This is a genomic window from Acinetobacter sp. SH20PTE14 (assembly GCF_021391555.1).
GTDB classification, from domain to species: Bacteria; Pseudomonadota; Gammaproteobacteria; order Pseudomonadales; family Moraxellaceae; genus Acinetobacter; species Acinetobacter amyesii.
In genome coordinates, this window is sequence record NZ_CP090067.1 from 224,635 (window position 1) to 249,280 (window position 24,646).

Consider the following 24,646-nt stretch of genomic DNA (forward strand, 5'->3'; position numbering starts at 1 on the left):
AAATCATCGCCCCATATTTTTCAGGGATTGAACATGTTTACAGGCATTATTGAAAGTCTAGGTAAAGTTGAAAGCATTCAAAACGTGGGTGGCGATGTCCGCTTGCGTATCCAGACAGATTTAGACATGTCGGATGTGCATTTGGGGGACTCGATTGCCACCAATGGCATTTGCTTAACCGTGATTGACTTTGGTAGCAATTGGTATGCAGCTGATGTATCACGTGAAAGTTTAAATCGGACCACTTTGGAACACTGGAAAGCAGGGCAGGCAGTAAATGTGGAAAAAGCCATGTTGCCGACCACGCGTTTTGGTGGACATATTGTCAGTGGTCATGTCGATGCAGTGGGTGAAATCACTCAAGTTCGTTCAGATGCACGTTCAATTTATTTTGAAGTTACCGCACCGAAAGAAATTGCACGCTATTTAGCGGAAAAAGGCTCTGTGACCGTGGATGGTATTAGCCTGACAATTAACCATTTACGTGGCAATGTGCTGAGCTTAAATTTAATTCCGCACACGGCTGAACGAACCAATATCGGTACGTGGAAAGCTGGGGCGAAAGTGAACTTGGAAGTGGATGTTTTAGCACGTTATATTGAGCGTTTATTGCTCGGCGATAAAGCCGCTGAGACCACAGCGCAATCTAAAATTAGCTTAGATTTTCTCGCTGAAAATGGCTTCTTGAAATAAGTTGATACCGAAGAAAACCAAACAGTCTGATTGAAAAATTAGACTGTTTTTTTATTTTTGGTGATAATGCGTCGCGGTATGACATATATGATGAATAATCAGACAGGTGATAATGATTGATTTCTTACTGAATCTGGAACAGTGGTTACCCATGTTATTGGAAAATTATGGTGTGTGGATTTATGCCATTTTATTTCTGGTGATATTTTCAGAAACGGGTTCAGTATTTATGTTCTTCCTGCCAGGAGACAGCCTGTTGCTTGCCATCGGCGCATTATGCTCAACAACGGAAGTGGTGCATTTACACACCATGGGGCTGATGTTATTTGTCGCATCAGTCTTGGGCTACTGCGTCAATTACTACACGGGCAGCGTGCTAGGCATTAAGTACTTTAATAAGCACACACGTTACTTTAAGCCCGAATATATGGTCAAAACCAATAAATATTTTATGAAGCATGGTGGTAAAACGATTTTAGTCGCACGCTTTGTACCCTTTGTACGTTCTTTTGCGCCTTTTGCTGCTGGATCTGCACGCATGAACCTTGGCACATTTATGTTCTATAACGTGCTAGGTGGTTTCATCTGGATTGGATTATTACTCGGTATCGGTTATTTCCTAGGACATACCGTTTCTGCAGTTGCAGATTTGGTCTAAGCCAAACTTAGACATAAAAAAAGCCCACAGTTGTGGGCTTTTTTTATGGAGTAGATGACCACTTAGTGTTTTGTAACGGTCACTACATCAAGGGTTTGAAAAATCGAGCTGTGGGGCAGTTGCTGAATGCTAAAACCACCTTTTTCTGATTCCCGGCTGAGATAAACCGAAATACTGTGAAAGTCTGAATGACTCAGCCAAAGATCTTTGGCACGAATGTCCCATTGTTCTCCAGCAGATAGAGAGGATATTTTCTGGGTAATCTGGTGAATGATGTCCATATTGAATTCCCATCTGGATGCATGATTATATTTTTAGGATGACTGAAGCATTGTATTTTGAGGGACAATGCTTCAGCCATATGAACATCATGTTGCAAATACATGTCAGTTTAATGACAGTGACCAGATTTCGATCGACAGCTTAAGATGCTTGGGACGATGTAGATTCTGTCGAAAAATTAGAGTTTTCTAAGATATAGTAAATTTCTTCTTGTGCGGCTGCTTTCAATTTTGCACGGAAATCACTGACGGCCATCTCGATTTGCGTTTCTGCTTCAAGTTCCAAACGCACGCGTACACTTTCGAGTTCTGACAACATCTGTCCTTCGCTGACCGATAAGCTTTGACTTAATCCCGCTAAACTGGTTTCAGGGTTTTTATGATAGCGAGCGGCATAGTGTTGTACTTCACGATCAAGATTATGCTGCATCATGGTGAGCGCTTGCGTTTGTGCATCAAAGCGTAACTCTTCGTCGCGTCTCAGCTGTTCTGCATAGGCTTGTTCAGCTTCACGTTTTTCTTCTAAGGCTTTTTCTAAAGCCAATTGTTTGCGAATACGAGCATCTTCAATCAGCTGTGCTTTCAAATCTTCATAAGCAGACTCAATTTTGTCAAAAGACACTTGCTGTTGCTGTTGGTCATTGACCAGCCATTGTTGAATGTCTGTACTGGGATTGAGTACATCGCAAACGCGGCCAAGGTCATCAATAAAGGTCTGACGAATAGCTTCAGGTACTTTTAACCAGCGCTGTTTAAAGTCTGGACCGACATTCAATGCCATGGTGCATCTCCTTGCAAATAGGGTAAAACCAATATCACGTTAAAGTTTATGGGTCTGTGGTTGAACGCCCAAACGTCGATATTGTTTATATTTTTCACGCCCGATAATTTTAGCGGGTTCGTTATTTTCAATAATTTCGATAATGTGACTAAAACTCGCGAACTGTTCAAGTGCTTGATCGTTAAAATTAAACACAATCCAGTCGGCTTGCTCAGGCAATTGGGCAGAAATACAGACCGTTGCCTCGGCTTGATCGATACCATGGGGAATGAAACCTGTGTGATCGAAACTCCACAGGCGTTCATCAAGTTGTTGCTGTAAGTCTGGGTCAGCACAATGTAGCCAAATACGTACAGGCTGACGCAGGATCTTACGGCATAAACGACAAGTGCTTTCGACTTGTCGTTCAGGACTTTTTTCAAATAAATAAAAGCTAACTTTAGCCATTCGCTTGAGCACGATTCGCTAAGAATTGCATTAATAATGGCACAGGACGACCTGTTGCGCCTTTATTTGCACCTGAGTTCCATGCAGTACCAGCAATGTCTAAATGCGCCCAACGATATTCACGCGTAAAGCGTTGAAGGAAACATGCAGCGGTTACAGAACCTGCTTTTGGACCACCAATGTTGGCAATATCTGCAAATGGAGAATCAAGTTGTTCTTGATAATCTTCAATTACGGGCATGCGCCATACGCGGTCAAAGCTATGTTGACCTGCAGCAGTCAATTCAGCCGCAAGTTCATCATCAGGAGTGAACATACCAGTAAGGACTGAACCCAATGCCACAACACATGCACCAGTGAGGGTTGCAATATCAATCACCAGTGCAGGGTTAAAGCGTTTTACATAGGTCAAGGTATCGCACAGAACCAAACGACCTTCGGCATCGGTATTTAGAATTTCAACGGTTTGACCGCTCATGGTTGTCACGATGTCACCCGGGCGAGTGGCATGACCAGACGGCATGTTTTCTGCAGCAGCAATTGCGCCGACAACATGAATTGGTAATTTCGCTTCACACAGCGCACGGATGGTACCCAAAACTGATGCAGAACCGCACATGTCGAATTTCATTTCGTCCATGCCTGCACCCGGTTTAAGTGAGATACCACCAGTATCAAAAGTCACACCTTTACCAACAAGCACCACAGGTGCTTCTTCACGGTTTGAAAGGTATTCGATGGTAATAATACGGCCTGGACGGTCAGAACCTTTGCTCACAGCAAGGAATGCACCCATACCGAGATCAGCCATTTGCTGTTCATCGAGTACAGTCACTTTGAGTTGATCTGGGAATTCAGCTGCAAGTGCTTGAGCTTGTTCGGCTAAATATTCAGGGAAACAGATATTGCCCGGACGGTTACCTAAGTCACGAGTAAAACTTTGACCTGATTGCACTGCAGAAATTAATTCAAGCTGTGCAGTGGTTAATGGACTTTCAGTAGCGATTAAATGGATCTGCTCCAAAACAAATTCATTTTTCTTAGACTTGTATTCATCAAATGCATAAGCCGCTTGCGTCAGGCTAAGTGCAAATAAATAATGTTGTTCTTGTGGTAGAGCAGAGATATCGACACTGATCTGTTTGAATTTTTTTTGTGACGCTTTAATAATGGTTTGTGCAATTTTTGCAAATTTATTGACCTGTAATTCAGCAACTTTGCCGAGGCCTAAAAGTGCGCTATTGCGACAAGTGGCAATGTTCGCCACCAAAGGCAGGCTTTCATTGAGTGCTGCTTTAAATTGAGTCGCGTCAATTAAATTATCTAAATCATTGATTTGATATGAAGTAGCTGCATTTTTAACGTGCTCAGAATCTACTAATATCAACAAATATTGGCTGGACGCATTCGCTTGGAATGACGTATTAATAGAAAGTTTCATGTGCGGTATTTATGCCTTTTTAAATTTATAAACCATTAAACCATTGAAACATTTATATGAATAGAGTTTCAATGAGCAACAAGGGTATAGGTTTTATATTTTCTACATTCGGGTAAACTAACGCTAGTTTTTATTGGCCCTATTTTTGGAAGAATTAATTTGATTATTCGGCGTTATCTGGTCAAGCAAGTGGTGTCGACATCACTGGTTGTGATTGCCTTATTGACCTTGATCATGATGGGTGGTCGTTTGATCAAGTACTTTGGTGTGGCGGCGCAGGGTCGTTTAGATGCAAGTATTTTATTTAGCATCATTGGCTACCGTTTGCCTGAGTTTTTAACCTTAATTCTTCCGCTCGGTTTCTTTATTGGTCTGATGTTGGTCTTTGGTCGTCTGTATGTCGATCATGAAATGGCTGTGCTCAATGGTAGCGGCGTCAGTCGAAATCAATTGTCACGCTTATTGGTGCCGATGACTGTGGTCTTTATGGCTGTTCAAGCATTTTTGATGCTGTGGGCGTCGCCTTGGGGCATCCGTCAGTTTGAAGCCTTAACGACTTCACAAGCAGTACGAACAGGCTTTGACTTGGTTCGCCCGAAAGAGTTTATTTCCTCTGGGCCCTATACCATTTATGCAGGGGACTTGTCAGAAGACCGTAAAAACTTAAAAGATATTTTCTTCTATCAGCGCGCAGAAAAAGAGGGTAAGCCTGATGTCATTATTTTGGCAAAAGAAGCGACCCGCGTCGAAGTGCCCGATGACAATGCCAATGTTGTTGACTTAGTTGAAGGCCGCCGTTACGAAATCTATCCAGAGCAACCGCGTTATTCTCAAGCTGAATTCCAAAGTTATCGTTTACGTTTAGAAAATGATAAAGAAGCAAAATTTGAAAGTACCGAAGTAGAAGCTTTGCCAACCTCGAAGTTATGGGATAACCGTCATGATCCTGTGGTTGCCAGTGAACTCGGTTGGCGAATTTTTGTGCCGTTCGCTATTTTGGCGGCGTTATTGCTTGCCACCGCTTTGTCTGAGGTCAGTCCTCGTCAAGGGCGTTACCTAAAACTGTTCCCAGCCTTACTTATTTTTGCCAGTTTAATCGTGGCTTTAATGGCGATCAAAACGCGGATCAGTAAAGATGAAATGGGGATTTGGGCTTATCCACTGGTCTTAGTGATTTACGGTATTGCAGCAGCATTGTTCTCGCGTAAACAAAAATTAGCGCCCAAAATTAAGAAACAAATTCAGCGAGTGAGGTCTTAAAATGTTGGCACGTCGTATAGTTGCAAAACATGTGACCAAAACTACTGCTTTAGCCATGCTTGGTGCGACAGCGGTATTGGCTGGCTTACAAGTGCTTTTTACTTATTTAGGTGAATTGGGCTCGCTGAAAGAAGGCTATAACGCATGGAATGCTTTGCAGTATGTGTTATGGAGTTCACCGAATTATTTATATGAAATTTTACCGATTTCAGCCTTGATTGGCGCGGTACTGGGTTTAGGGACTCTAGCTTCAAACAGTGAATTGATTGTCATGCGTTCGGTCGGCATCAGCCTTTGGCGGATTGTGGGCTGGGTGATTCGTTCGGCACTCATTTTGGTGGTTTTATCCTTTGCATTAAGCGAATGGGTCATTCCCTATACCAATGAACAAGCCAAAAGCGTCAAAAGTCACCGCACTGCGGCTGAGTTGGGTGAAGTCAAAGGCTATTGGTCGCGTGAAGGTCAGCGCTTTATTTATATTGACTATGCCAATTCGAAAGGTCAAATTAAAGATGTTCAGGTTGTTGATTTTGATGAAAAATATCGTTTGCGAGGCACTTTGGATGCGGAGCAAGGGAATTTTGTCCAAAATGGTTCTTGGTCGCTGCAAAATTCAACCCAAGTGGATCTATTAGCGACGGGTGATGCTGTAGCGAAGCAAAATGCTGAACAACCGCTTTCATTGGCCTTGCAACCCAAATATGTGCATATGGTTACCATTGACCCTGAAGATCTATCACCGAGTCAATTGGTGAGCTTTATGAGCTATATGCATGAATATAGCCAAGTCCCGAAAACTTACCAATTGGCGTTTTGGCAAAAGTTTGGTTCGCCCTTTGCTTTAATTGCCTTGGTGGTGATTGCTTGTTCATTTATTTTTGGACCTTTACGTCAACAGTCGATGGGTTTCCGCTTGGTGATTGCCTTATTTGCTGGACTGGGTTTTTACTACTTACAAGATTTCTTGGGTTATGCAAGTTTGGTGTACGCGCCATCGCCTGCATGGTTCGTCTTTATACCAATTATTTTGATGTTTGTAGCGGGTGGCTACTTGCTGCATCGCGCACGTTAAGTGCATGCAAGATTGAGTAAAACAATGTTGATGACCTAGATAAACCATGGTTGTCACATAGAGTCTTCACCGAAAATTCGGTAAGATAGTATGATTAATTTATAAACGAAAGAGTGTTCATTATGACGGATGCAACTGCTGGCAAAATCCCACACGTATTGGTAATTATGGATGGTGTGGGTCATCGCGAAGCGGTCGAGGACAATGCCTTTTTAGCAGCAAAACGACCAAACTTGACTGCAATGCAGGAAAAGCATCCGCATGGATTGATTTCAGGCTCTGGCGAAGACGTTGGTTTACCTGATGGTCAAATGGGTAACTCTGAAGTGGGCCACATGAACCTTGGTGCAGGACGTGTGCTGTATCAAGACTTTACTCGTATTACCAAAGATATTCGTACCGGTGCATTCTTTGAACATGATGTTTTAGTTGATGCGGTTGAAAAAGCCAAAGCTGCCAATGGTGCAGTGCACATCATGGGCTTATTGTCTGAAGGTGGCGTGCATTCACATGAAGATCACATTGTGGCGATGGCTGAATTGGCATTAAAACGCGGTGCAAAAGTTTATCTTCATGCATTCCTTGATGGTCGTGATACACCGCCAAAAAGTGCACAACCTTCGCTTGAAAAATTAGATGCACTGTTTGCTCAGTATCCGGGTCAAGGTCGTATTGCCACCATGATTGGTCGCTACTTTGCAATGGATCGTGACAACCGTTGGGATCGTGTTGAGCAAGCCTATCGTCTTTTAACTGAAGGTGAAGCAGTGCGTACAGCAGCGACTGCTGTTGAAGGTCTAGAGCAGGCTTATGCTGCTGAAGAATCAGATGAATTTGTGAAAGCGACGCGTATTGGTGATTTAGCACCGATCCAAGATGGTGATAGCGTTGTCTTCATGAACTTCCGTGCTGACCGTGCGCGTGAAATTACCAAAGCTTTTGTGGAAAAAGATTTTGCAGGTTTTGAACGTAAAGTGGTTCCCGCTTTATCAAAATTTGTCATGTTGACACGTTACCAAGCAACAATTGATGCACCTGTGGCTTATATGCCAGAAGCGCTGCATAACTCGATTGGTGAATACCTGTCTAATTTGGGTAAAACACAACTGCGTATTGCTGAAACTGAAAAATATGCACACGTGACCTTCTTCTTCAGTGGTGGTCGTGAAGATGAATATCCGGGTGAAAAACGTATTTTGATTCCATCACCAAACGTTGCGACTTATGATTTAAAACCAGAAATGAGTGCTTATGAAGTCACTGATGAATTGGTTGCCGCAATTAATTCAGGTGAGTACGACTTACTGGTGGTGAACTATGCCAATGGTGATATGGTTGGCCATACCGGTGTGTTTGATGCAGCAGTCAAAGCGGTTGAGGCTGTAGACACGTGCTTAGGCCGTGTATATGAAGCTGTGATGGCAAATAAAGGTCACATGCTAGTGACTGCCGATCATGGTAACGTAGAGCAAATGCAGGATTACCAAAGTGGTCAGGTGCATACTCAACATACCACTGAACTAGTGCCATTTATCTATGTTGGTCCGACCAATGCAACAATTGCAGAAGGTGGTGTTTTGGCTGACGTAGCGCCGACAATGTTAACGCTTATGCACATTCCTGTACCAACAGAAATGCAAGGTCGTAACTTGATTACTCTTGAAGCTTAAAATGTAAGGAAGCATGAATGACTAGAGCACACTGGACGTCAGTTGTAAGCCTTACAGCCTTGCTGCTGTGTTCTAGTCATTCGACATGGGGAGCCGACAAAGCAAAGTCGGCTTTCGATGAATTTGATGGCAGCTATGAACAAAGTTATGCCGAAGTACCTGTCGAATCGATCCAACAATTTGTTCAGATCTATGGCATTGTCAAAGAAAATTATGTAGTTGAAAAAAATGACGATGCATTATTCCAACAAGCCATCAAAGGCATGGTCAGTGGTTTAGACCGCTATTCACGATATCTTTCACCTGAAGACTATAAGCAGCTTTTGCAATACACTGAAGGGGATATTGCGAGTGTCGATTTCAATTTGCGCTTTGATGTAGGTTTACAGCAATGGGTCATCACCAATTTAAAGCCTGATGCTGATTCAGCAAAGCTAGGTCTGAAAAATGGCGCGGCGGTGTTTAAAATTGATGATCAAGAACTCAAAAAACTTAATCAAGATCAAGTGCGACACCTGCTCACAGGCAGTATCGGCTCGACGCTGAATCTACAGCTGATAACTGCAAGTCAACCGGTCAATTTGGTCAGAAACACTAAAGTTGAAACAGATATAGAATCTAAATTATTAAATAATCAGGTTTTAGTTTTACACGTTAAAGTTTTTCAACAAGATACTGCCAACGAAATAAAGCGTTTAATTGAAAGTCATGGCTCACGTGTCAAAGCGGTATTGTTTGATTTAAGAAATAACCCCGGGGGGTTACTGTCAGCAGCAGTGGAGTCTGCCGATTTATTTTTGAATCAGGGCATTATTGTGTCGACTCGAAGTCGATCTGAAGGTGACCAACAATTTCAGGCTTTACCAAGTTTTGAATTTCAAAATATGAAAGTTGGTATTTTAATCAACAATCGTTCTGCTTCTGCCGCAGAGGTCTTTACCGCAGCATTAAAAGAGCATAAACGTGCATGGGTAGCGGGTGAGAAAAGTTATGGTAAAGGTGTGGTTCAAAAACTATTTCCATTGAGTAATGGTGCGGCTTTACAAATGACTGTGTCGCAATATCTGACACCGAATGGCAAAATGATTGAAGGAATTGGGGTGCAGCCAGACTATAACTATCCGCTGCAACATGATGCACGTGAAGATCACTATGTCGATCATGTTGCAGAGTTATTGCTGAATCAAAAATAAACAGCAATACGCTGGAAAACTTTTACTCTTCGTCTTCGGTATCTAAGCCGAATTTTTTCAAACGATAGCGTAATGAACGGAATGACATACCTAATTTTTTGGCGGCAAGTGTTCTGTTCCAGTGAGTCAAATTCAACGCATTCATGAGTACTTCTTTTTCGATATTTTCTAAAAAGAGTTCTAAACCTTCTTCAGGTAGTTTGCGAGGGATCAAACTCTGTTCGTTGCTGTTTGCAGCAAGCTGAGTAGAATCATTCGTTGTTGGAGCGGAATTGAACTGAGTATTCGGTTGTCTTAATGGCGCACTTTGCAGATGTTGAAGATCAATTTGCTCATCATCGCAGAGGGTCATGGCACGTTCGATAATATTGCGGAGTTCACGGACATTACCCGGATAATATTGGTTGAGTAGGAAGTTTTTCGCTCGTTCAGTCAGAGGCTTAGTGGCAATTTCCCATTCATGGCTAATTTTTTGAATAAAATGTTGCGCCAATAAGAGGATATCTTCGCCACGTTCACGTAAGGCAGGCAACACTAAATCCATCACATGGATACGGAAAAATAAATCTTGGCGGAATCGACCTTGTTGGACGAGAGCTTCTAAGTCCTGATGACTGGCACTGATCACACGGAAATCAACATCAATTTCACAGTCTGAACCTACGGGGCGAATACGTTTTTCCTGTACAGCACGTAGCAGTTTAACTTGCATGGCTAAAGGTAATTCGGCAATTTCGTCCAGAAATAAGCTACCGCCATGTGCAGATTGAATCAGACCTTGCTTGTCTTGGGTGGCACCACTAAAGCTGCCTTTTTTATGGCCAAAAAGTTCACTTTCCATTAACTCTGTGGGAATTGCTCCACAGTTAATAGCAATAAATGGCCCTTCATTACGGTTGCTTAAACGGTGAACCAGATTGGCCACGACTTCTTTACCCGTACCAGATTCACCCGTAATAAAAACTGGTGCTTGTGAACGTGCAATTTTCTTTAGAGTTCGACGCAATTGCTGGATTGGAAGCGATTCACCAATCAACATTTTATGTTCTAAAGCATCTTGCGAAGTAATGTCTTCGTCCAAAGGCTTATTCAGGGCTTTTTGTAGCAGTTGTTCAAGATGTTTCGGATTGATCGGTTTGCTGACAAAGTCGAAAGCTCCCGCCTTTAATGCGGCAATGGCAATATCCATGTTGCCATAGGCTGTGAGCACAGCAACGGGCAGGGCAGGACAGTGTTCATTCATCCAATCTAAGAGCTGTAGACCATTACCATCGGGTAAGTTGAGATCGGTTAGACAGGCATCGTAGCTATAGGTAGACAAGGCTTTTTTAGCTTCGTCGAGGCGATGTGCAACATGCGTTTTAACCCCCATCCTTGATAAAGACATTTGCATCAGCATACATAAGTCTTCTTCGTCATCAACTAACAATACCAGTGGTTGTGAATCCACAGTTTTCCCCTAAAAACAATTAAATAACAGCTTGTAAGCACTCAATCCTAAAGCAAGCTCCCTGTTTTTGTTCTACATAGGAAAGCTGTGCTTGATTCGCTTCACAGAAGCTATGAGCAAGATATAATCCTAAACCAGTTCCAGTAATTTCGGTACTAAAAAATGGTTGAAATAACTGTGCGCGGTTTTGTAAAGCAACCCCATGACCAAAATCTCGGACATCGATCTGGACTTTTTTCTGATCGGTACGCGCCACCACTTCGATATACGACATGTCCGGATTGTTATGGCGAATCGCATTACGAATTAGGTTGATTAAAATTTGTCTGAACTGTGCCTCATCAAAATCAATCAAGGTTTTGGCTTGCACATTGAGCCGAATGTTCTGTTGAATGTCTGCCAGATCTTCTTGCAGGAACAGCGGTAAAAATTGTTCTAGATTTAGACGAGTCGGATGGGTTTCCTTATTGCGCACCATATTTAGGGTGTCTTGAATAATTCGGTCAATCCGCACCGCTTGACGTGAAATCATATGATTCAACATGTGCTGTTGTTCGGTATCACTTTGCGGATATAAATCATTGGCATGCACAATTGCGGCTAAAGGATTGCGAATTTCGTGGGCAATACTGGCGGAGAGTTGCCCTAAAGCGGCTAATTTTAGTTGTTGCACTTGCTGATTGAGTTTTTGTGCATCTTGTAAAATCAGCAAGGTCAGCATTTGATGCGGCACAACGAGTTTTTGTACCAGTACCTGAATGTGGTATTGGCTTTGTTGGGATTCAAATTGGAATTTTTCACCGCTTTTTAAATCTTCAAATTTGAGTAATTCAAATAAATCGGGCTGCGTGGTATACAGTGGATATTGGTCATGATGATAAGAATTTGGCATGCCGAGTAAATGGCAAGCAGCAGGATTACTCAACACCACATGACAGTTTTCATCCAATACTAAATAGCCCGTGTCAATCTGCTCTAAAATATAGCGATTAATGTTTTGTAGCCGATGGAGCTCTAAGGATTGCGAAAAATTCAGATTTTCTAATAACTGGAAACGTTTCACGGCAATTTGCGCACTGCCATACACTACACAAAATAAAAAAGCCAAAATCGCACTGTTGGTTAAATTTTTAAGTGAGGTAAATTCAAGAATTGAACCTAAAAACAGTTGATATACCACACAGATCACAGCGATGAGGGTGATGACCAAGGCTTTTTGGGCATCTAATAACAGGGATGCTGCAAAAATCGTAATCACAAACAGCAAACTCAAATGTAAATTGGGTCCATCGATGGCTAAGGTCAGTAAGCTCAGCGAAATCACATCTACGATGAATAACAGCAGTAGCTGGTTTGGAATACGGACTTTGAAGCGTCCAAGCGACATGAATTGAATGCTGGTAAACAGCAAATAAATCGTCAATACATATAGGTATAAACGTGGGTATTCATAATCTGAAGTGAATTGAGTGTAGGTCAGTAAAAAGACCAGTAACAGACAGGCACTGATGATAAAGCGATAAGCACTGTACCAAAGGCCTAAATGATACTGGTTCAATTCACTATGAATTGAACGCTGTGTCATAAGTAACAGGATGTACGTTGTGTTAAGGTTTGATTAACCCGTAGCGAATCGCCAAGTGAGTTAGTTTGACATCACTATCAATATTCAGTTTTTCAAAAATGCGGTAACGGTAGGTATTCACTGTTTTAACACTAACGAATAATTTATCGGAAATTTCTTGTGCACTAATACAATTGACCACCATCATGGCAACTTGCATTTCACGCTCAGACAGGGCGTCAAAAGGTGATTGTTGGGTATCAGACAAATATGAGCTGGCCAGTTGTTCTGCAATGTCTGCACTGAAATATTTGCCGCCTTGCATCACTTTATTAATCGCACGGACCATTTCAGTAACTGGTGCACCTTTGGTGATATAGCCTTTGGCACCTGCTTTTAACAATAAAGACGGGTAGGGTTCTTCAGCAAGTCCACTGACGGCGAGGACTTTTGTATCTGGCGCTGTTTGAAGTAGGCGACGTGTGGTTTCTACACCTCCGATCCCCGGCATATTGACATCTAATAGAACGACATTTGGATGGTGTTGGCGAACAAGTGTAATCGCATCTTCACCCGATTCGGCTTGTCCAATGACTTGGACATCTGCATGGTCTTCGAGCATACGGCAAATACCAGTACGGACTAATTCATGGTCATCTACCACCAAAACTGTGATCACCTACACTCTCCCTCAAATCAAAACCTGTTTTTTTTGTTACATAAAGCAAAATAAGCTTGCAATGAAACGACAAAATTAGCAATCCTATTCTTATATGAAATGAAAAACTTCATACACAATGTGTGAGCAAAAAATGTTCGTAGTTGTGACCAATGTACGGCATATTGCTGGTCTTGCGCAAATGTTTAGTATCCTGAGTTGAGTGAGCAATGGTGAAAAAATTAAATAAATCCTTCATGCACGTTTTGGGCATGTCAATTTTATTCAGTATGAGCAGTTTCAGTTCTGCTGAAATTGTGATGAATAGTGCTGCAAATCAGCAGTCAAATATTAGCTGGTCATCTGAAGATGCAAACCAGTTACTCAATGGTGACGTGTCTTATAGCGCTGAAGAGCCATCTCCTCAAGGGTCAACGAAAGTGACTACTTCTGTACGTAGTACAGGCGGCGTGGTACAGACAGCACCATCGAAAACGGTCCGTATTATTGATACCCATCAATACGCAGGACAGCCCTCTGTAAATGCGCGTGCAGCACTGGTTATGGATGGTCAAACTGGTGAAGTGCTATATAGCAAAAATAGCAATACCGCTTTACCGATTGCATCAATTACCAAACTCATGACAGCAGTAGTGATTTCAGATGCCCGATTAAACATGTCTGAAAAGATTACCTTACAACAGTCTGATTTCTCATGTTCAGGTTGTAAAAGCTCAAGTTCAACGCTGCGTGCTGGCGACAGTATGAATCGTGCAGAAGCATTGCTGTTTGCTTTGATGAAATCTGAAAACCCAGCTGCTTCGGCATTAGCACGTACTTATCCAGGTGGTCGTTCTGCATTTATTGCAGCGATGAATGCGAAAGCACGCTCATTAGGGATGAACTCGACTCATTATGTGGAATCGACTGGCTTGCACCCAGGCAATGTCGCTTCGGCACGTGACTTAGGTATTTTGGTGAATACCGCTTCGCAGTATGGTTTGATTCGTCAATTTTCAACCACACCAAGTTATGACTTTAATTTGGGCTACCGCGTATTGAAATCAAACAATACTAATGCTTTAGTGCGTAATGGTGGTTGGAATATTAATATTTCAAAAACTGGATTTATTAATGAAGCAGGGCGCTGTGTAGTGATGCATACCACATTGAATAACCGTCCAGCGGTAGTGGTGTTATTGGGTGCGGATTCTTCAGTTGCACGAACCAATGATGCGACACGTTTAATGAATTGGGCGAGCCAGTTACCAAAACGTATTTAATAAGATTTCAGATTTTTCATTCTTTCAGTATTTGGATTTACTCAACGTTTAAATGCTGAAGTGAATGCAAGATATAAAAAGCCCTGCAAGAGCAGGGCTTTTTTATTTAGTCAGCATATGAATTACATATTTGACAGAATTGAATCGCGAACTTGATCCATAGTTGCATCAATCGACAACATTACTGCATCTTGGCATTGCTTGATGGCAGTGTCAGGATCTTTTAAACCGTTACCTGTCACAGTACATACGATCACAGAACCTTCAGCAATTTTACCTGCTTTGATGTCACGAATCGCGCCACCGATAGACGCTGCAGAAGCAGGTTCTACGAATACACCTTCGTACATAGACAGTAGACGCTGTGCTTCTAAGATTTCAGCATCTTGAAGTTCATCGAACCAGCCTTCTGAATCGCGGACTACTGCTTTAGCATGGTTCCAGCTTTGTGGATTACCGATACGGATTGCAGTTGCTACTGTTTCAGGGTTTTCTACAGGTGCGCCGCGTAGGAATGGTGCCGCACCAGCAGCTTGGTAACCCACCATTGTTGGTAGACCCGCAGGTTTTGGACCTGTGAATTGATCAGTTTCAGGATCATAAACGACTTGTACAAATTCTTCTTTAGGCTGATTCGCTACAGCTTCGGTATAACCCATCCAGTGTGCTGTAATGTTACCCGCATTACCTACAGGTAAGCAGTGGTAATCTGGCGTACGACCTAATTCGTCAACGATTTCGTAAGCAATTGTTTTTTGACCTTGCAGACGATATGGGTTGATTGAGTTTACAATCGTAACTGGTGCTTGATCTGCAACTTCTTTTACAAGACGCATACCGTCATCGAAGTTACCGTGAATTTGCATCGTTACCGCGCCATACATCATCGCTTGTGCCATTTTACCCATGGCAATTTTGCCTTCTGGGATGAGCACAAATGCTTTAATGCCTGCACGTGCAGCATAAGCAGCCGCTGCAGCAGATGTATTACCTGTAGATGCACAGATAATTGCTTTAGAGCCTTCTTCAACTGCTTTTGTTACAGCCATGGTCATACCACGGTCTTTAAATGAACCAGTCGGGTTTAAGCCCTCGTACTTCACATAAATTTCAACATTTTTGCCAATAATGCGTGGAATATTCTCAAGCTTAATCAGTGGCGTATTACCTTCGCCCAAAGAAATTGCGCGAGTAGTTGCAGATACGGGTAAACGGTCGCGATAGCGGTCAACTAAACCAGTATAACGATTGGCATTAGACATGATGATGTTCCAATTGTGTGTAGAGCTTGGCGAGAGGAACTGAAATATTCCCCTCGACCCGATTAATTATCAAGCGATTCTAAACGAATTCGTACAATTTCGCCATGAATGACAGGCAATGCTTGAATTTGTTGAAGTGCTTCATCCATTTTAGATTCTTTGACTGGATCAGTCAGAATCACGATAGGAATAAGATCTTTTAAGCGCGGTTGTTGCATGATCGCATCGATGCTGATTCCTGCACGGCTTAAAATCGTAGTGACATCTGCAAGAACGCCAGTTTGATCTTCGGCATTAATACGGATGTAGTATCCAGTGGTCATTTCTTCACGTGGAAGAATTGGTAAATCAGTTAGGGCTTCAAACGCAAGCTGTGGAATTGTACCTGCGCCATCTTCGGTATATGAGATGTCACGGACAATATCGACAACATCAGCAACCACCGCTGATGCGGTCGGGCCTGCACCTGCGCCTGCGCCATAGTAAAGCGTTGGACCAACGGCATTGGCTTGAACCAATACGGCATTTTTAACGCCATTTACATTGGCAATCAGTTGGTCTTCAGGGATCAGCGTTGGATGCACACGAAGTTCAATACCCGTTGCAGCACGACGTGCAATACCTAAATGCTTAATACGGAAACCAAGGTCTTCTGCATATTTCACATCTTGCGCAGTAACTTTGCTAATGCCTTCAGTGAAGACTTTGTCAAATTGGAGTGGGATACCAAAAGCAATAGAAGCCAGCAATGTTAACTTGTGCGCCGCATCGATCCCTTCGACGTCGAATGTTGGATCTGCTTCGGCATAACCGAGTTCTTGCGCTTCTTTGAGAACGTCTGCAAAGGCACGACCTTTTTCACGCATTTCAGTCAGGATAAAGTTACCAGTACCGTTAATGATACCTGCAAGCCAGTCAATTTTATTGGCTGCCAAACCCTCACGGAGGACTTTAATAATTGGGATACCACCTGCGACAGCTGCTTCATAAGCAATCTGAACGTGATGATCATCGGCCAATTTAAATAATTCATTACCGTGTTCAGCTAATAAAGCTTTGTTGGCTGTGACCACTTGTTTGCCATGAACGATTGCTTCACGAATCACTTCATACGCAGGGTGAATGCCGCCCATAACTTCAACCACAACGTCTACATCGGGTTGACGGACGATATCCAATAAATCAGCACTTTGCTTCACTGAAGCAGGCAGTTCTAAATCAGGACGAGGGCGACGCGTACCCACATGGGTAATTTCAATTTCACGACCGGTGCGACGTTTAATCTCAGCAGCATTTTCTTTTAGTAGTTTAAGGGCACCACCACCCACAGTACCAAGACCGAGGATTGCCAGACGAACTGGTTTCACGTCACACTCCATTTATTTCATCATTGCTTTAAGTGAGTTTAGATCATAGCTAAAAAAACGTTCGGACTCTAGGGTAGAAATCACTTTATTCCCACCCATAAAAAACATTCATTTAGCCTATAAAAATTAGTTATTTAAGCGCACTTTCAAGTTCGGAAGCCGACATGTAAGCACCGATGTGTTTGCCTTCTGCGTTATAGATCGCTGGCGTACCATTCACACCAATATTTAGCCCCATTTCATACATGCTGCGCACTGGGTTTTTACATGATGCTGGCTCGATTTGCTCACCGGCAATGGCTTTATCAAATGCGGCACGACGGTCTTTGCTACACCAGATAGTTTCCATCATTGGCATGTGTTGTTCACCACGTGGCCAAGCGATGTAACGGACTTCAATGCCACGGGCATTAATATCATCCATTTGTTCATGTAATTTGTGGCAATAAGGACAGCTGACATCGGTAAACACATAAACCACGTGTTTGGTTTTACCTTTGGCTTTATAAATCAGTAGGTCTTCAGTTTTTAATTGATCAAATAATTTTTTGTTGGCCTCTGCTTGTAGTGTATCGCCTACATTAAAGAGTTGTTTTTCACCTAAACGAACCACGTCGCCTTGGAAAATGTATTTACCATCAGCTGTAGCATAGACCGCAGGCATGCCTTCAAAGCTTACCCAAAACAAATTAGGAACTTCAGTCGCTTTCACCCCAGTGACTTTGGCATTGATATTGGCTTTTTGCAGATTGGATTGCAAAGTATCAATTAAACGCTGCTGAGCATTACGTTCAGATAAATTCGAAGCTTCACCAGTTGCAGGCGTACTTGCCGTTAATGTCGCATCTTTCTTTTCGTCATTATTTGAATTAGAACAAGCCACTAACGCCATACTGGCAACAAGTGTCGATGCGAGAAAAATTTTTGAACGGGTAAATAACATAAACAACCCTTTTCTTTTAGCTTTATCAAACAGGTGAGTAAGCATAGCAAAAAATATCGGGCACGATAGAACTTCTTGGTCTGATATTTCCTGCCGTTAAGCTCTCGGATGATAGTCTGCATGTAATTTTTGCATACGAACCTGCGCAACATGGGTATAAATTTGTGTGGTGGATAAGTCACTGTGGCCGAGCAGCATCTGCACGACACGTAAGTCGGCACCGTGGTTGAGCAAATGCGTGGCAAAGGCGTGGCGTAAGGTATGTGGTGATAATTCGGCTTGAATGCCTGCAATGAGCGCATAGCGTTTAATCGCGTACCAAAAGTTTTGGCGACTCATCATTCCACCAAGTTGAGTGAGAAATAAAGCATCGGTTGCACTTTTGTATAAGACGGGACGTGCTTCAGCTAAATACTTCTCGATCCATTCCACCGCCATTTGTCCTAAAGGGACTAAGCGTTCTTTATTGCCTTTACCGGTAATTCGTAAATAGCCTTGTTTAAGATTGATCAGTTCTAATCTTAAATTTAATAACTCAGAGACACGTAAACCACAGGCATACAGCACTTCGAGCATGGCACGATCACGTAGACCCAAAGCGGTGCTGAGGTCTGGGGCATTGATCAGGGCTTCGACATCTGCTTCGGATAAGTCCTTTGGTAGGGCACGACCCAATTTGGGTGTTTTGTGGATTGCAACAGGATTGTCGCTGCGTATTTTTTGTTCGCGTAAGAACTTGAAAAATGAACGCAGTGCAGAAAGTGAGCGGGCGATCGAGCGTGGACTTTTTCCTTGTTTAGTCAGGCTAAGCAAGACATCTGAAATGTCGTCACTGCTCCAATCAGTCATGACATGCGTATGACATTCACTGCATTGAATTAAATCAGATAAATATGCATTTCGAGTGTGTGGACTGACGGTTTGAGCTATTAAATGATCACGATATCCGTGTAAAAAACTGAGTGATTCTGGAATTTGGACTGGGGTTGGAATACGTGGTTTTTTATTTAACATGTGCCGCTCATTTTCGAAATTAAACCAAGAAATCACAATGGTTTAATGCAATGTAATTTAAAAAAATAGTCGTGTCGATGCTAAATTGTTAAATGAGAATTGAAATCGAATCCGATTTGTTAATTATTCTCATTTGTTTGTATAATGTTCAAAATTTTTTAGGGTTAGTTGCGTGCGATTATCTGATTTGAAAGTGAAACAAAGCGCAGTCATTCATAAGGTACATCGTAACCAGAATGGCAACAATGCTCCGGCTGATTTAGTCGCTAGCCGTTTAGAGACTTTGGGTTTTGTTCCCGGAACAAAAGTACAGGTGATTACCAAAGGTATTTTTGGTGGTGACCCGATTTTAATTCAAGTTGGGTTTACTCGTTTCGCACTGCGAAAAATAGAAGCTGAAAAAGTGGAAATAGCAATGGAAGGGGCATCAGCATGAGTGATGCGTTACGTATTGCCCTCGTTGGTAATCCAAACTGTGGTAAAACTTCATTATTCAATCATTTAACGGGTACACGTCAGAAAGTTGCGAACTATGCTGGGGTAACGGTTGAGCGCAAGGTTGGTCAATTTACGTTGCCATCGGGTAAATCTGTTCGAGTTTTGGATTTGCCGGGGACGTATAGCTTAGACGCGACGAGTCCTGATGAAGCGATTACGCGTGATGTCGTGCAAGGTAAAATTGCAGAAGAAGGGCATCAAGATGTCTTTTTATGTGTAGTTGATGCGACAAACTTAAAATTGCACCTCGGTTTGGTCATGGAAATGATCGATTTGGGTCGTCCAATTTTACTTGTCCTCAACATGATGGATGAAGCACGTCGTCGTGGCATGCAAATCAATACCCAAAAGCTGTCTCAGCGTTTGGGTGTGCCTGTCGTAGAAACCGTTGCTGTACGTAATGCGGGTATTGAAAACTTAATGGGTGCTTTGGATGCTGAAGGTTTCAGAAAACCAGATGAATCATTAAGTGATACCAATCTTTCTGGGACTAACCACGAAAAAATTGAACAAATTTTAAAAGACGTGGTGGTGTTTGTTGATCATGAAGATAAACGCTCAGACTTTCTCGATAAAATTTTTCTACATCCAGTCTTTGGTTTAATTACCTTAGCAGTGATGATGTTTATTATCTTCCAAGCGGTGTTTGCGTGGGCTGCGCCGTTTATGGATGGTATTGAAACCTTCTTCGGTTGGTTCGGTGAATTAGTCGGTGAACACATTTCACATCCACTCCTGAACAGCTTGGTGGTTGATGGGATCATTGCTGGTGCAGGCGGTGTAGTGGTGTTCTTGCCGCAGATTTTAATTTTATTCTTCTTTATTTTGGTTTTAGAAGAATCAGGTTATTTACCACGTGCAGCATTCTTGCTAGATAAGCTGATGTTTAAAGCGGGTTTGAGTGGACGTGCTTTTATTCCTTTGCTGTCGAGCTTTGCCTGTGCTGTACCGGGCATCATGGCAACTCGGAGTATTCAAGACCCCCGAGATCGTCTGGTAACGATTTTAGTTGCGCCATTGATGACCTGTTCGGCACGTTTACCGGTTTATGCCTTGCTGATCTCAGCATTTATTCCACAGCAAATGGTCTGGGGCGTCTTTAACTTACAAGGCTTGGTGCTATTTGCATTATATGCAGCAGGGATTGTGAGTGCCTTAATTGTGGCAACAGTGCTGAAATTCTTCCAAAAAGATAAATCACAGCATGCCTTATTGATGGAACTTCCAAGCTACCGTTTCCCAGATATTAAGAGTGTTTGGATTGGTTTACTGGACCGTGCCAAGATTTTCTTGAAACGTGTCGGTGGCATCATCTTCGCTTTATCGATTTTGTTATGGTTCTTGTGTACTTTCCCGCAACCGCCAGAAGGCGCAACTTTGCCGGATATTGATTATTCATTGGCAGGTATGCTTGGGCATGTGCTACAACCGATCTTTGCACCATTAGGTTTTAACTGGCAGATTTGTATTGCCTTAATTCCAGCGATGGCGGCACGTGAAGTCGTTGTGGCGGCATTGGGTACGGTGTATGCCTTGTCTGCAACAGATGAAGATGCCATGTCTCAAGGTCTGGCAAATTTAATTAGTAGCGATGGGTCATTGGGTTGGTCATTGGCAACCGGTCTATCATTATTGGTATGGTTTATTTATGCGCCACATTGCTTGGCGACACTGGCGACAGTTAAACGTGAAACTGGCTCCTTGAAAACGGTGAGTTTCATGACTATCTATTTATTTGGTTTGGCTTATCTAATGGCATTCATCACGTATCAAATTGCAACACGCTATTTTGGATAGTGAATCTTGAATGGCAAAAGCTGAACAAAGGAGAGAGACATGCTTGAATCAATAATTATTGCGGTATTGGTGATTTGGAGTGCTGTCGTGGTGTTTAAGAAGGTATTTCCAAAAACATCGAACTCAGTCTTCACAACTTTATCTGAGCACTGTGCAAACCGTGGTTGGAGCAGTTTAGCCAAATGGTTAAAGCCAAAAATGGCCGCAGGCTGTGCAGGCGGTTGTGGATGTTCAGCTTCGGATAATTCATCTGCAAAAAAAGCTGAAGTACAAGCGGTGAAATGGAAATAAATTCACCGTCAATTGCTTGAAGAAACCGCCCAAGATGGGCGGTTTTTTTACGAGCGGACACAAAAAAACTGCGAGAAAGTGAAAACATAAAAAGCATTCAAAACAGCAAAGTGCTAACATTTTGTCAGATTTAAAAACCGACCAAAAAATGGGGCGAAAATGTTAATACAGCGTGGTGGATTGAAGGTTGTTGCCGGATTAGGGATTTCTGGTGTTTCCGCAGTGAATTTCTTACATAGCCATGGCTACCGCGTTGCAGTCACCGATTCACGAGCAGTTCCACCGGGTCATGATCAAATTCCAAGTGATGTACAAACTAGTTTCGGTCAGTTGGATCAAGATTTATTACTTCAAGCAGAAGAAATTATAATCAGTCCAGGGCTAGATCCAAAATTACCACAAATTCAGGCGGCCATTGCAGCCAACATTCCTGTGGTTTCAGAAATTCAAATTTTACGTCGTGCGACAGATAAGCCAATTGTCGCGATTACAGGTTCGAATGCGAAAAGTACCGTAACGACTTTATTTGGTCTCATGGCAGCAGATGCAGGCAAAAAAGTGGCAGTGGGTGGAAACTTGGGTCGTCCGGCTTTGGATCTCACCAAAGATGATCCTGAACTTTATGTTTTAGAGCTTTCAAGTTTTCAATTAGAAACCACGTCGAACTTGGCTGCAGAGGTTGCTGTTGTGTTAAACATGAGTGAAGACCATTTGGACCGTCATGGCGATATGATGGGCTATCACACTGCGAAGCATCGTATTTTCCAAGCGGTGAAAAAAGTGGTGTATAACCGTGATGACTCATTAACACGTCCATTGGTTCCAGATGTCACCCCAATGCAAAGCTTTGGCCTAAATGCACCGGATATGAATCAATTCGGTATTTTACGCGATACTGATGGCACAATTTGGTTGGCACGTGGTCGTGAGCGTTTACTGAAAAGTGCGGACATGTATATCCAAGGGACTCATAATGTGGCAAACGCCTTGGCATGTTTGGCTTTGGGTGAAGCGATTGGTTTGCCACTAGAAGGCATGTTGGAAACTTTGAAAACCTTTAAAGGTTTAGAGCACCGCTGTGAATTTGTCAAAGAAGTGCATGGTGTTCGTTATTATAACGACTCTAAAGGTACCAATATTGGTGCGACTTTAGCTGCGATTGATGGTCTAGGTGCTGCGATTGAAGCCAAAGGCGGTAAAGTGGCGATTATTTTAGGTGGTCAAGGCAAAGGGCAGGACTTTACTGCGCTGCGTGATTCACTTTCAAAATATGCCAAAGTTGCGGTGTTGATTGGTGAAGATCGTCCAATTATTGAAAAAGCGGTTGAAGGGACAACCACGCTGATTCATGCTGAAAGTTTGAAACAAGCGGTTGAGCTGTGCCAACAAAATGCGGTAGCCAATGATGTGGTCTTATTGTCTCCAGCGTGCGCAAGTTTTGATATGTTTAAAGGCTACAGTGAGCGTGGACACCAATTTGTTGATTGTGTGAATGCACTCGTTTAAAAGAACGATAAGGAAAGTTGTATGGCTGGGTTGGCTCAGACGACCATAAATAGAATAAATGAAGTTGTAGAGCGTTGGCTTCCTCGGTTACCTGCCGAGGTCAACGTGCGCAATGTTTTGGTGTTCTGTGTTTTGGCATTGTTGTGTATTGGTTCGATCATGGTAGCATCTGCATCTATGCCCTATGCAGAACGCATGCATGAAAATGCCTTCCATTACATTTCACGACATGGGATTTCGATTGCCGCCGCCGCCGCCGCTGCCTATATCGCCTATAAAGTGCCGTTGAATGTTTGGTTTAATAACACCTTCTTTTTATGGATTATCACGATTATCTTACTGGCTGCTGTATTGGCTGTCGGGACAGAGGTCAATGGTTCTAAACGTTGGATTCGTATTGCTGGTTTCACCTTACAGGCTTCGGAAGTCGCCAAAGTCATGATGGCGATATTTACCGCGGACTATGTGGTACGACGTGCTGAAGAAGTCCGCAATAACATCAAGGGCTTGGTACGATTGGCAGTGATTATGGCTGCAACCGTCGGTTTAGTCATGGCAGAGCCCGATTTAGGGGCGACGGTGGTGATTGCCTTAACCATGCTAGGGGTATTCTTCCTCGCAGGTGCACCGTTGATTCAGTTCGCAATTGCCTTTGGTGCGATCATCATGGCCTTTGTGTTCTTGATTTTATTTGAACCTTATCGTTTAGAACGTTTGATGTCCTTCTCAAATCCATGGAATGATCCATTAGGCGCAGGCTATCAGTTGTCCAATGCATTAATGGCTTTTGGTCGCGGTGAATGGTTTGGTGTCGGCTTGGGTCATAGTATTCAAAAAATGTCGTATTTACCTGAGGCACATACCGACTTCATGTTGGCGGTTTTGGGTGAAGAATTTGGCTTCTTTGGAATTTTGACCGTATTGACGCTATCATTTGTGATGTTGGTCTGCTGTATTCGCATTGGTCATCGTGCCTTGCGTCATCAGTATTTACGTGCAGGCTACTTGGCTTATGGCATTAGTATTATCTTCTTGCTGCAAATTTTGGTGAATGCCGGCATGAACATGGGCATGCTTCCTACCAAAGGTTTGACCTTACCGTTTATTAGTTATGGGGGGTCTTCTTTGATTATCTGTGCGGTTATGGTGAGTCTGATCTTAAAGATCGATGCGACGACCAAAGAAGTAAACCCAAGTAAAGAAGAATCAAGCTTCTAAATTCGTATCTCGTTGCGGATCGGGAGATGCATGGTGCAGTACACTCGCCGGCATCTCCGTTCCACAATGGAGACATTTGACAAAGCTCGCCTTGGCTTTAGATAGTGGAATCAATGGAATAAAAAATAAAGAAAAATAATTACGTTGCTGTTTCAACTCATACTGAGTTCTGCTGCGGCAGACAGGGCAAGTAAATTGGCTCTTTTCAATGACTTTGGTTTTCGGACCAACTCCAAAAATAAAAAACATTAGGCTCTCCAATGGTCGATTGATCACTTTATTAAAGCATAATTCAATTG

The 24,646-nt window shown here is 42.7% G+C and carries 24 protein-coding genes; 12 read left to right on the plus strand and 12 right to left on the minus strand.

All coding sequences use genetic code 11. The annotated features are described in order from the left end of the window. The first annotated feature begins 33 nt into the window (after positions 1–33). A complete protein-coding gene (locus tag LXF01_RS01045) occupies positions 34–693 on the plus strand; it encodes a riboflavin synthase (RefSeq protein ID WP_078192598.1) in 660 nt (219 codons plus the stop codon). Between the two features lie 112 nt (positions 694–805). Further along, on the plus strand, positions 806–1,351 hold the full coding sequence (locus LXF01_RS01050; RefSeq protein ID WP_111884846.1) for a VTT domain-containing protein: 546 nt from the start codon (positions 806–808) through the stop codon (positions 1,349–1,351). 62 nt (positions 1,352–1,413) lie between these two features. Here the strand turns inward: LXF01_RS01050 and LXF01_RS01055 are convergent, their stop codons facing one another. The 4 genes from LXF01_RS01055 to LXF01_RS01070 form a co-directional block, all read right to left on the minus strand. Further along, a complete protein-coding gene (locus tag LXF01_RS01055) occupies positions 1,414–1,632 on the minus strand; it encodes a hypothetical protein (RefSeq protein WP_078189459.1) in 219 nt (72 codons plus the stop codon). Positions 1,633–1,774: 142 nt separating this feature from the next. Further along, a complete protein-coding gene (gene blhA / locus LXF01_RS01060) occupies positions 1,775–2,413 on the minus strand; it encodes a cell division protein BlhA (RefSeq protein ID WP_233944912.1) in 639 nt (212 codons plus the stop codon). Positions 2,414–2,452: 39 nt separating this feature from the next. Beyond that, positions 2,453–2,860: a DNA polymerase III subunit chi gene (locus LXF01_RS01065; RefSeq protein ID WP_078189457.1), complete on the minus strand. Its 408-nt coding sequence runs from the start codon at positions 2,858–2,860 to the stop codon at positions 2,453–2,455. Further along, a complete protein-coding gene (locus tag LXF01_RS01070; RefSeq protein ID WP_233944915.1) occupies positions 2,853–4,301 on the minus strand; it encodes a leucyl aminopeptidase in 1,449 nt (482 codons plus the stop codon). Before LXF01_RS01070 ends, LXF01_RS01065 begins: the two co-directional genes overlap by 8 nt. 159 nt (positions 4,302–4,460) lie before the next feature. On the opposite strand from LXF01_RS01070, the gene lptF reads away from it, so the two are divergent. The 4 genes from lptF to LXF01_RS01090 all read left to right on the plus strand — a co-directional run bounded on the left by lptF (position 4,461) and on the right by LXF01_RS01090 (position 9,496). Continuing rightward, the gene (gene lptF / locus LXF01_RS01075; protein WP_233944916.1) at positions 4,461–5,561 is read left to right on the plus strand and encodes an LPS export ABC transporter permease LptF; all 1,101 of its coding nucleotides are present in this window, start codon (positions 4,461–4,463) and stop codon (positions 5,559–5,561) included. 1 nt (position 5,562) lies between these two features. Then, a complete protein-coding gene (gene lptG, locus LXF01_RS01080; protein ID WP_180129621.1) occupies positions 5,563–6,633 on the plus strand; it encodes an LPS export ABC transporter permease LptG in 1,071 nt (356 codons plus the stop codon). 122 nt (positions 6,634–6,755) lie between these two features. Beyond that, positions 6,756–8,303 (plus strand): 2,3-bisphosphoglycerate-independent phosphoglycerate mutase, encoded by a 1,548-nt coding sequence (gpmI, locus tag LXF01_RS01085; protein WP_180077179.1) that lies wholly within the window; start codon positions 6,756–6,758, stop codon positions 8,301–8,303. Between the two features lie 17 nt (positions 8,304–8,320). Next, positions 8,321–9,496 carry a S41 family peptidase gene (locus LXF01_RS01090; protein WP_233944918.1) on the plus strand — a complete coding sequence of 392 codons (1,176 nt, stop codon included), beginning with the start codon at positions 8,321–8,323 and terminating at the stop codon, positions 9,494–9,496. Between the two features lie 22 nt (positions 9,497–9,518). On the opposite strand, the gene LXF01_RS01095 is transcribed toward LXF01_RS01090, so the two are convergent. From LXF01_RS01095 to gacA, 3 genes are all read right to left on the minus strand, one after another. After that, positions 9,519–10,895, minus strand: coding sequence for a sigma-54-dependent transcriptional regulator (locus LXF01_RS01095; RefSeq protein ID WP_233945406.1), 1,377 nt, complete (start codon positions 10,893–10,895; stop codon positions 9,519–9,521). A gap of 70 nt (positions 10,896–10,965) precedes the next feature. Beyond that, the gene (locus LXF01_RS01100) at positions 10,966–12,531 is read right to left on the minus strand and encodes a sensor histidine kinase (RefSeq protein ID WP_111884855.1); all 1,566 of its coding nucleotides are present in this window, start codon (positions 12,529–12,531) and stop codon (positions 10,966–10,968) included. A 22-nt stretch (positions 12,532–12,553) separates the two neighbouring features. Beyond that, the gene (gacA, locus tag LXF01_RS01105) at positions 12,554–13,189 is read right to left on the minus strand and encodes a response regulator transcription factor GacA (protein ID WP_078189449.1); all 636 of its coding nucleotides are present in this window, start codon (positions 13,187–13,189) and stop codon (positions 12,554–12,556) included. A 212-nt stretch (positions 13,190–13,401) separates the two neighbouring features. On the opposite strand from gacA, the gene LXF01_RS01110 reads away from it, so the two are divergent. Then, the gene (locus LXF01_RS01110; RefSeq protein ID WP_233945407.1) at positions 13,402–14,451 is read left to right on the plus strand and encodes a serine hydrolase; all 1,050 of its coding nucleotides are present in this window, start codon (positions 13,402–13,404) and stop codon (positions 14,449–14,451) included. 122 nt (positions 14,452–14,573) lie between these two features. Here LXF01_RS01110 and thrC read toward each other — a convergent pair whose 3' ends face one another. From thrC to xerD, 4 genes are all read right to left on the minus strand, one after another. Next, positions 14,574–15,713, minus strand: coding sequence for a threonine synthase (gene thrC / locus LXF01_RS01115; RefSeq protein WP_233944920.1), 1,140 nt, complete (start codon positions 15,711–15,713; stop codon positions 14,574–14,576). 62 nt (positions 15,714–15,775) lie between these two features. Next, positions 15,776–17,080, minus strand: a complete 1,305-nt coding sequence (locus LXF01_RS01120; RefSeq protein WP_078192857.1) for a homoserine dehydrogenase — start codon at positions 17,078–17,080, stop codon at positions 15,776–15,778. Positions 17,081–17,210: 130 nt separating this feature from the next. Further along, positions 17,211–18,023, minus strand: coding sequence for a DsbC family protein (locus tag LXF01_RS01125; protein ID WP_078189446.1), 813 nt, complete (start codon positions 18,021–18,023; stop codon positions 17,211–17,213). A 96-nt stretch (positions 18,024–18,119) separates the two neighbouring features. Then, positions 18,120–19,037, minus strand: coding sequence for a site-specific tyrosine recombinase XerD (gene xerD, locus LXF01_RS01130; protein WP_233944921.1), 918 nt, complete (start codon positions 19,035–19,037; stop codon positions 18,120–18,122). A gap of 172 nt (positions 19,038–19,209) precedes the next feature. Between xerD and LXF01_RS01135 the strand changes: the two genes are divergently transcribed. The 5 genes from LXF01_RS01135 (at position 19,210) to ftsW (ending at position 24,347) form a co-directional block, all read left to right on the plus strand. Continuing rightward, a complete protein-coding gene (locus LXF01_RS01135) occupies positions 19,210–19,473 on the plus strand; it encodes a FeoA family protein (RefSeq protein WP_111884859.1) in 264 nt (87 codons plus the stop codon). After that, positions 19,470–21,332, plus strand: coding sequence for a ferrous iron transport protein B (gene feoB, locus LXF01_RS01140; protein ID WP_233944922.1), 1,863 nt, complete (start codon positions 19,470–19,472; stop codon positions 21,330–21,332). The genes LXF01_RS01135 and feoB overlap by 4 nt, the downstream gene beginning before the upstream one ends. A gap of 39 nt (positions 21,333–21,371) precedes the next feature. Continuing rightward, on the plus strand, positions 21,372–21,623 hold the full coding sequence (locus LXF01_RS01145) for a DUF6587 family protein (RefSeq protein WP_233944923.1): 252 nt from the start codon (positions 21,372–21,374) through the stop codon (positions 21,621–21,623). A gap of 159 nt (positions 21,624–21,782) precedes the next feature. Next, positions 21,783–23,129, plus strand: a complete 1,347-nt coding sequence (gene murD / locus LXF01_RS01150) for a UDP-N-acetylmuramoyl-L-alanine--D-glutamate ligase (RefSeq protein ID WP_180122587.1) — start codon at positions 21,783–21,785, stop codon at positions 23,127–23,129. A gap of 21 nt (positions 23,130–23,150) precedes the next feature. Next, positions 23,151–24,347: a putative lipid II flippase FtsW gene (ftsW, locus tag LXF01_RS01155; protein ID WP_111884862.1), complete on the plus strand. Its 1,197-nt coding sequence runs from the start codon at positions 23,151–23,153 to the stop codon at positions 24,345–24,347. Here ftsW and LXF01_RS01160 read toward each other — a convergent pair. After that, a complete protein-coding gene (locus tag LXF01_RS01160; protein WP_233944924.1) occupies positions 24,336–24,596 on the minus strand; it encodes a zinc ribbon domain-containing protein in 261 nt (86 codons plus the stop codon). The two genes, ftsW and LXF01_RS01160, sit on opposite strands and share 12 nt — an antisense overlap. Positions 24,597–24,646 lie beyond the last annotated feature (50 nt).

Excerpts from the sequence above, each read along its gene's own strand:
- blhA (WP_233944912.1), bottom strand. The coding sequence starts at position 2,413 with ATGGCATTGAATGTCGGTCCAGACTTTAAACAGCGCTGGTTAAAAGTA.
- murD (WP_180122587.1), top strand. The coding sequence starts at position 21,783 with ATGTTAATACAGCGTGGTGGATTGAAGGTTGTTGCCGGATTAGGGATT.
- feoB (WP_233944922.1), top strand. The coding sequence starts at position 19,470 with ATGAGTGATGCGTTACGTATTGCCCTCGTTGGTAATCCAAACTGTGGT.
- LXF01_RS01070 (WP_233944915.1), bottom strand. The coding sequence starts at position 4,301 with ATGAAACTTTCTATTAATACGTCATTCCAAGCGAATGCGTCCAGCCAA.
- LXF01_RS01065 (WP_078189457.1), bottom strand. The coding sequence starts at position 2,860 with ATGGCTAAAGTTAGCTTTTATTTATTTGAAAAAAGTCCTGAACGACAA.
- lptG (WP_180129621.1), top strand. The coding sequence starts at position 5,563 with ATGTTGGCACGTCGTATAGTTGCAAAACATGTGACCAAAACTACTGCT.
- gpmI (WP_180077179.1), top strand. The coding sequence starts at position 6,756 with ATGACGGATGCAACTGCTGGCAAAATCCCACACGTATTGGTAATTATG.
- LXF01_RS01090 (WP_233944918.1), top strand. The coding sequence starts at position 8,321 with ATGACTAGAGCACACTGGACGTCAGTTGTAAGCCTTACAGCCTTGCTG.
- LXF01_RS01100 (WP_111884855.1), bottom strand. The coding sequence starts at position 12,531 with ATGACACAGCGTTCAATTCATAGTGAATTGAACCAGTATCATTTAGGC.
- ftsW (WP_111884862.1), top strand. The coding sequence starts at position 23,151 with ATGGCTGGGTTGGCTCAGACGACCATAAATAGAATAAATGAAGTTGTA.
- LXF01_RS01050 (WP_111884846.1), top strand. The coding sequence starts at position 806 with ATGATTGATTTCTTACTGAATCTGGAACAGTGGTTACCCATGTTATTG.
- LXF01_RS01045 (WP_078192598.1), top strand. The coding sequence starts at position 34 with ATGTTTACAGGCATTATTGAAAGTCTAGGTAAAGTTGAAAGCATTCAA.
- xerD (WP_233944921.1), bottom strand. The coding sequence starts at position 19,037 with ATGTTAAATAAAAAACCACGTATTCCAACCCCAGTCCAAATTCCAGAA.
- LXF01_RS01160 (WP_233944924.1), bottom strand. The coding sequence starts at position 24,596 with ATGTTTTTTATTTTTGGAGTTGGTCCGAAAACCAAAGTCATTGAAAAG.
- LXF01_RS01095 (WP_233945406.1), bottom strand. The coding sequence starts at position 10,895 with ATGCTGATGCAAATGTCTTTATCAAGGATGGGGGTTAAAACGCATGTT.
- LXF01_RS01145 (WP_233944923.1), top strand. The coding sequence starts at position 21,372 with ATGCTTGAATCAATAATTATTGCGGTATTGGTGATTTGGAGTGCTGTC.
- LXF01_RS01055 (WP_078189459.1), bottom strand. The coding sequence starts at position 1,632 with ATGGACATCATTCACCAGATTACCCAGAAAATATCCTCTCTATCTGCT.
- LXF01_RS01125 (WP_078189446.1), bottom strand. The coding sequence starts at position 18,023 with ATGTTATTTACCCGTTCAAAAATTTTTCTCGCATCGACACTTGTTGCC.
- thrC (WP_233944920.1), bottom strand. The coding sequence starts at position 15,713 with ATGTCTAATGCCAATCGTTATACTGGTTTAGTTGACCGCTATCGCGAC.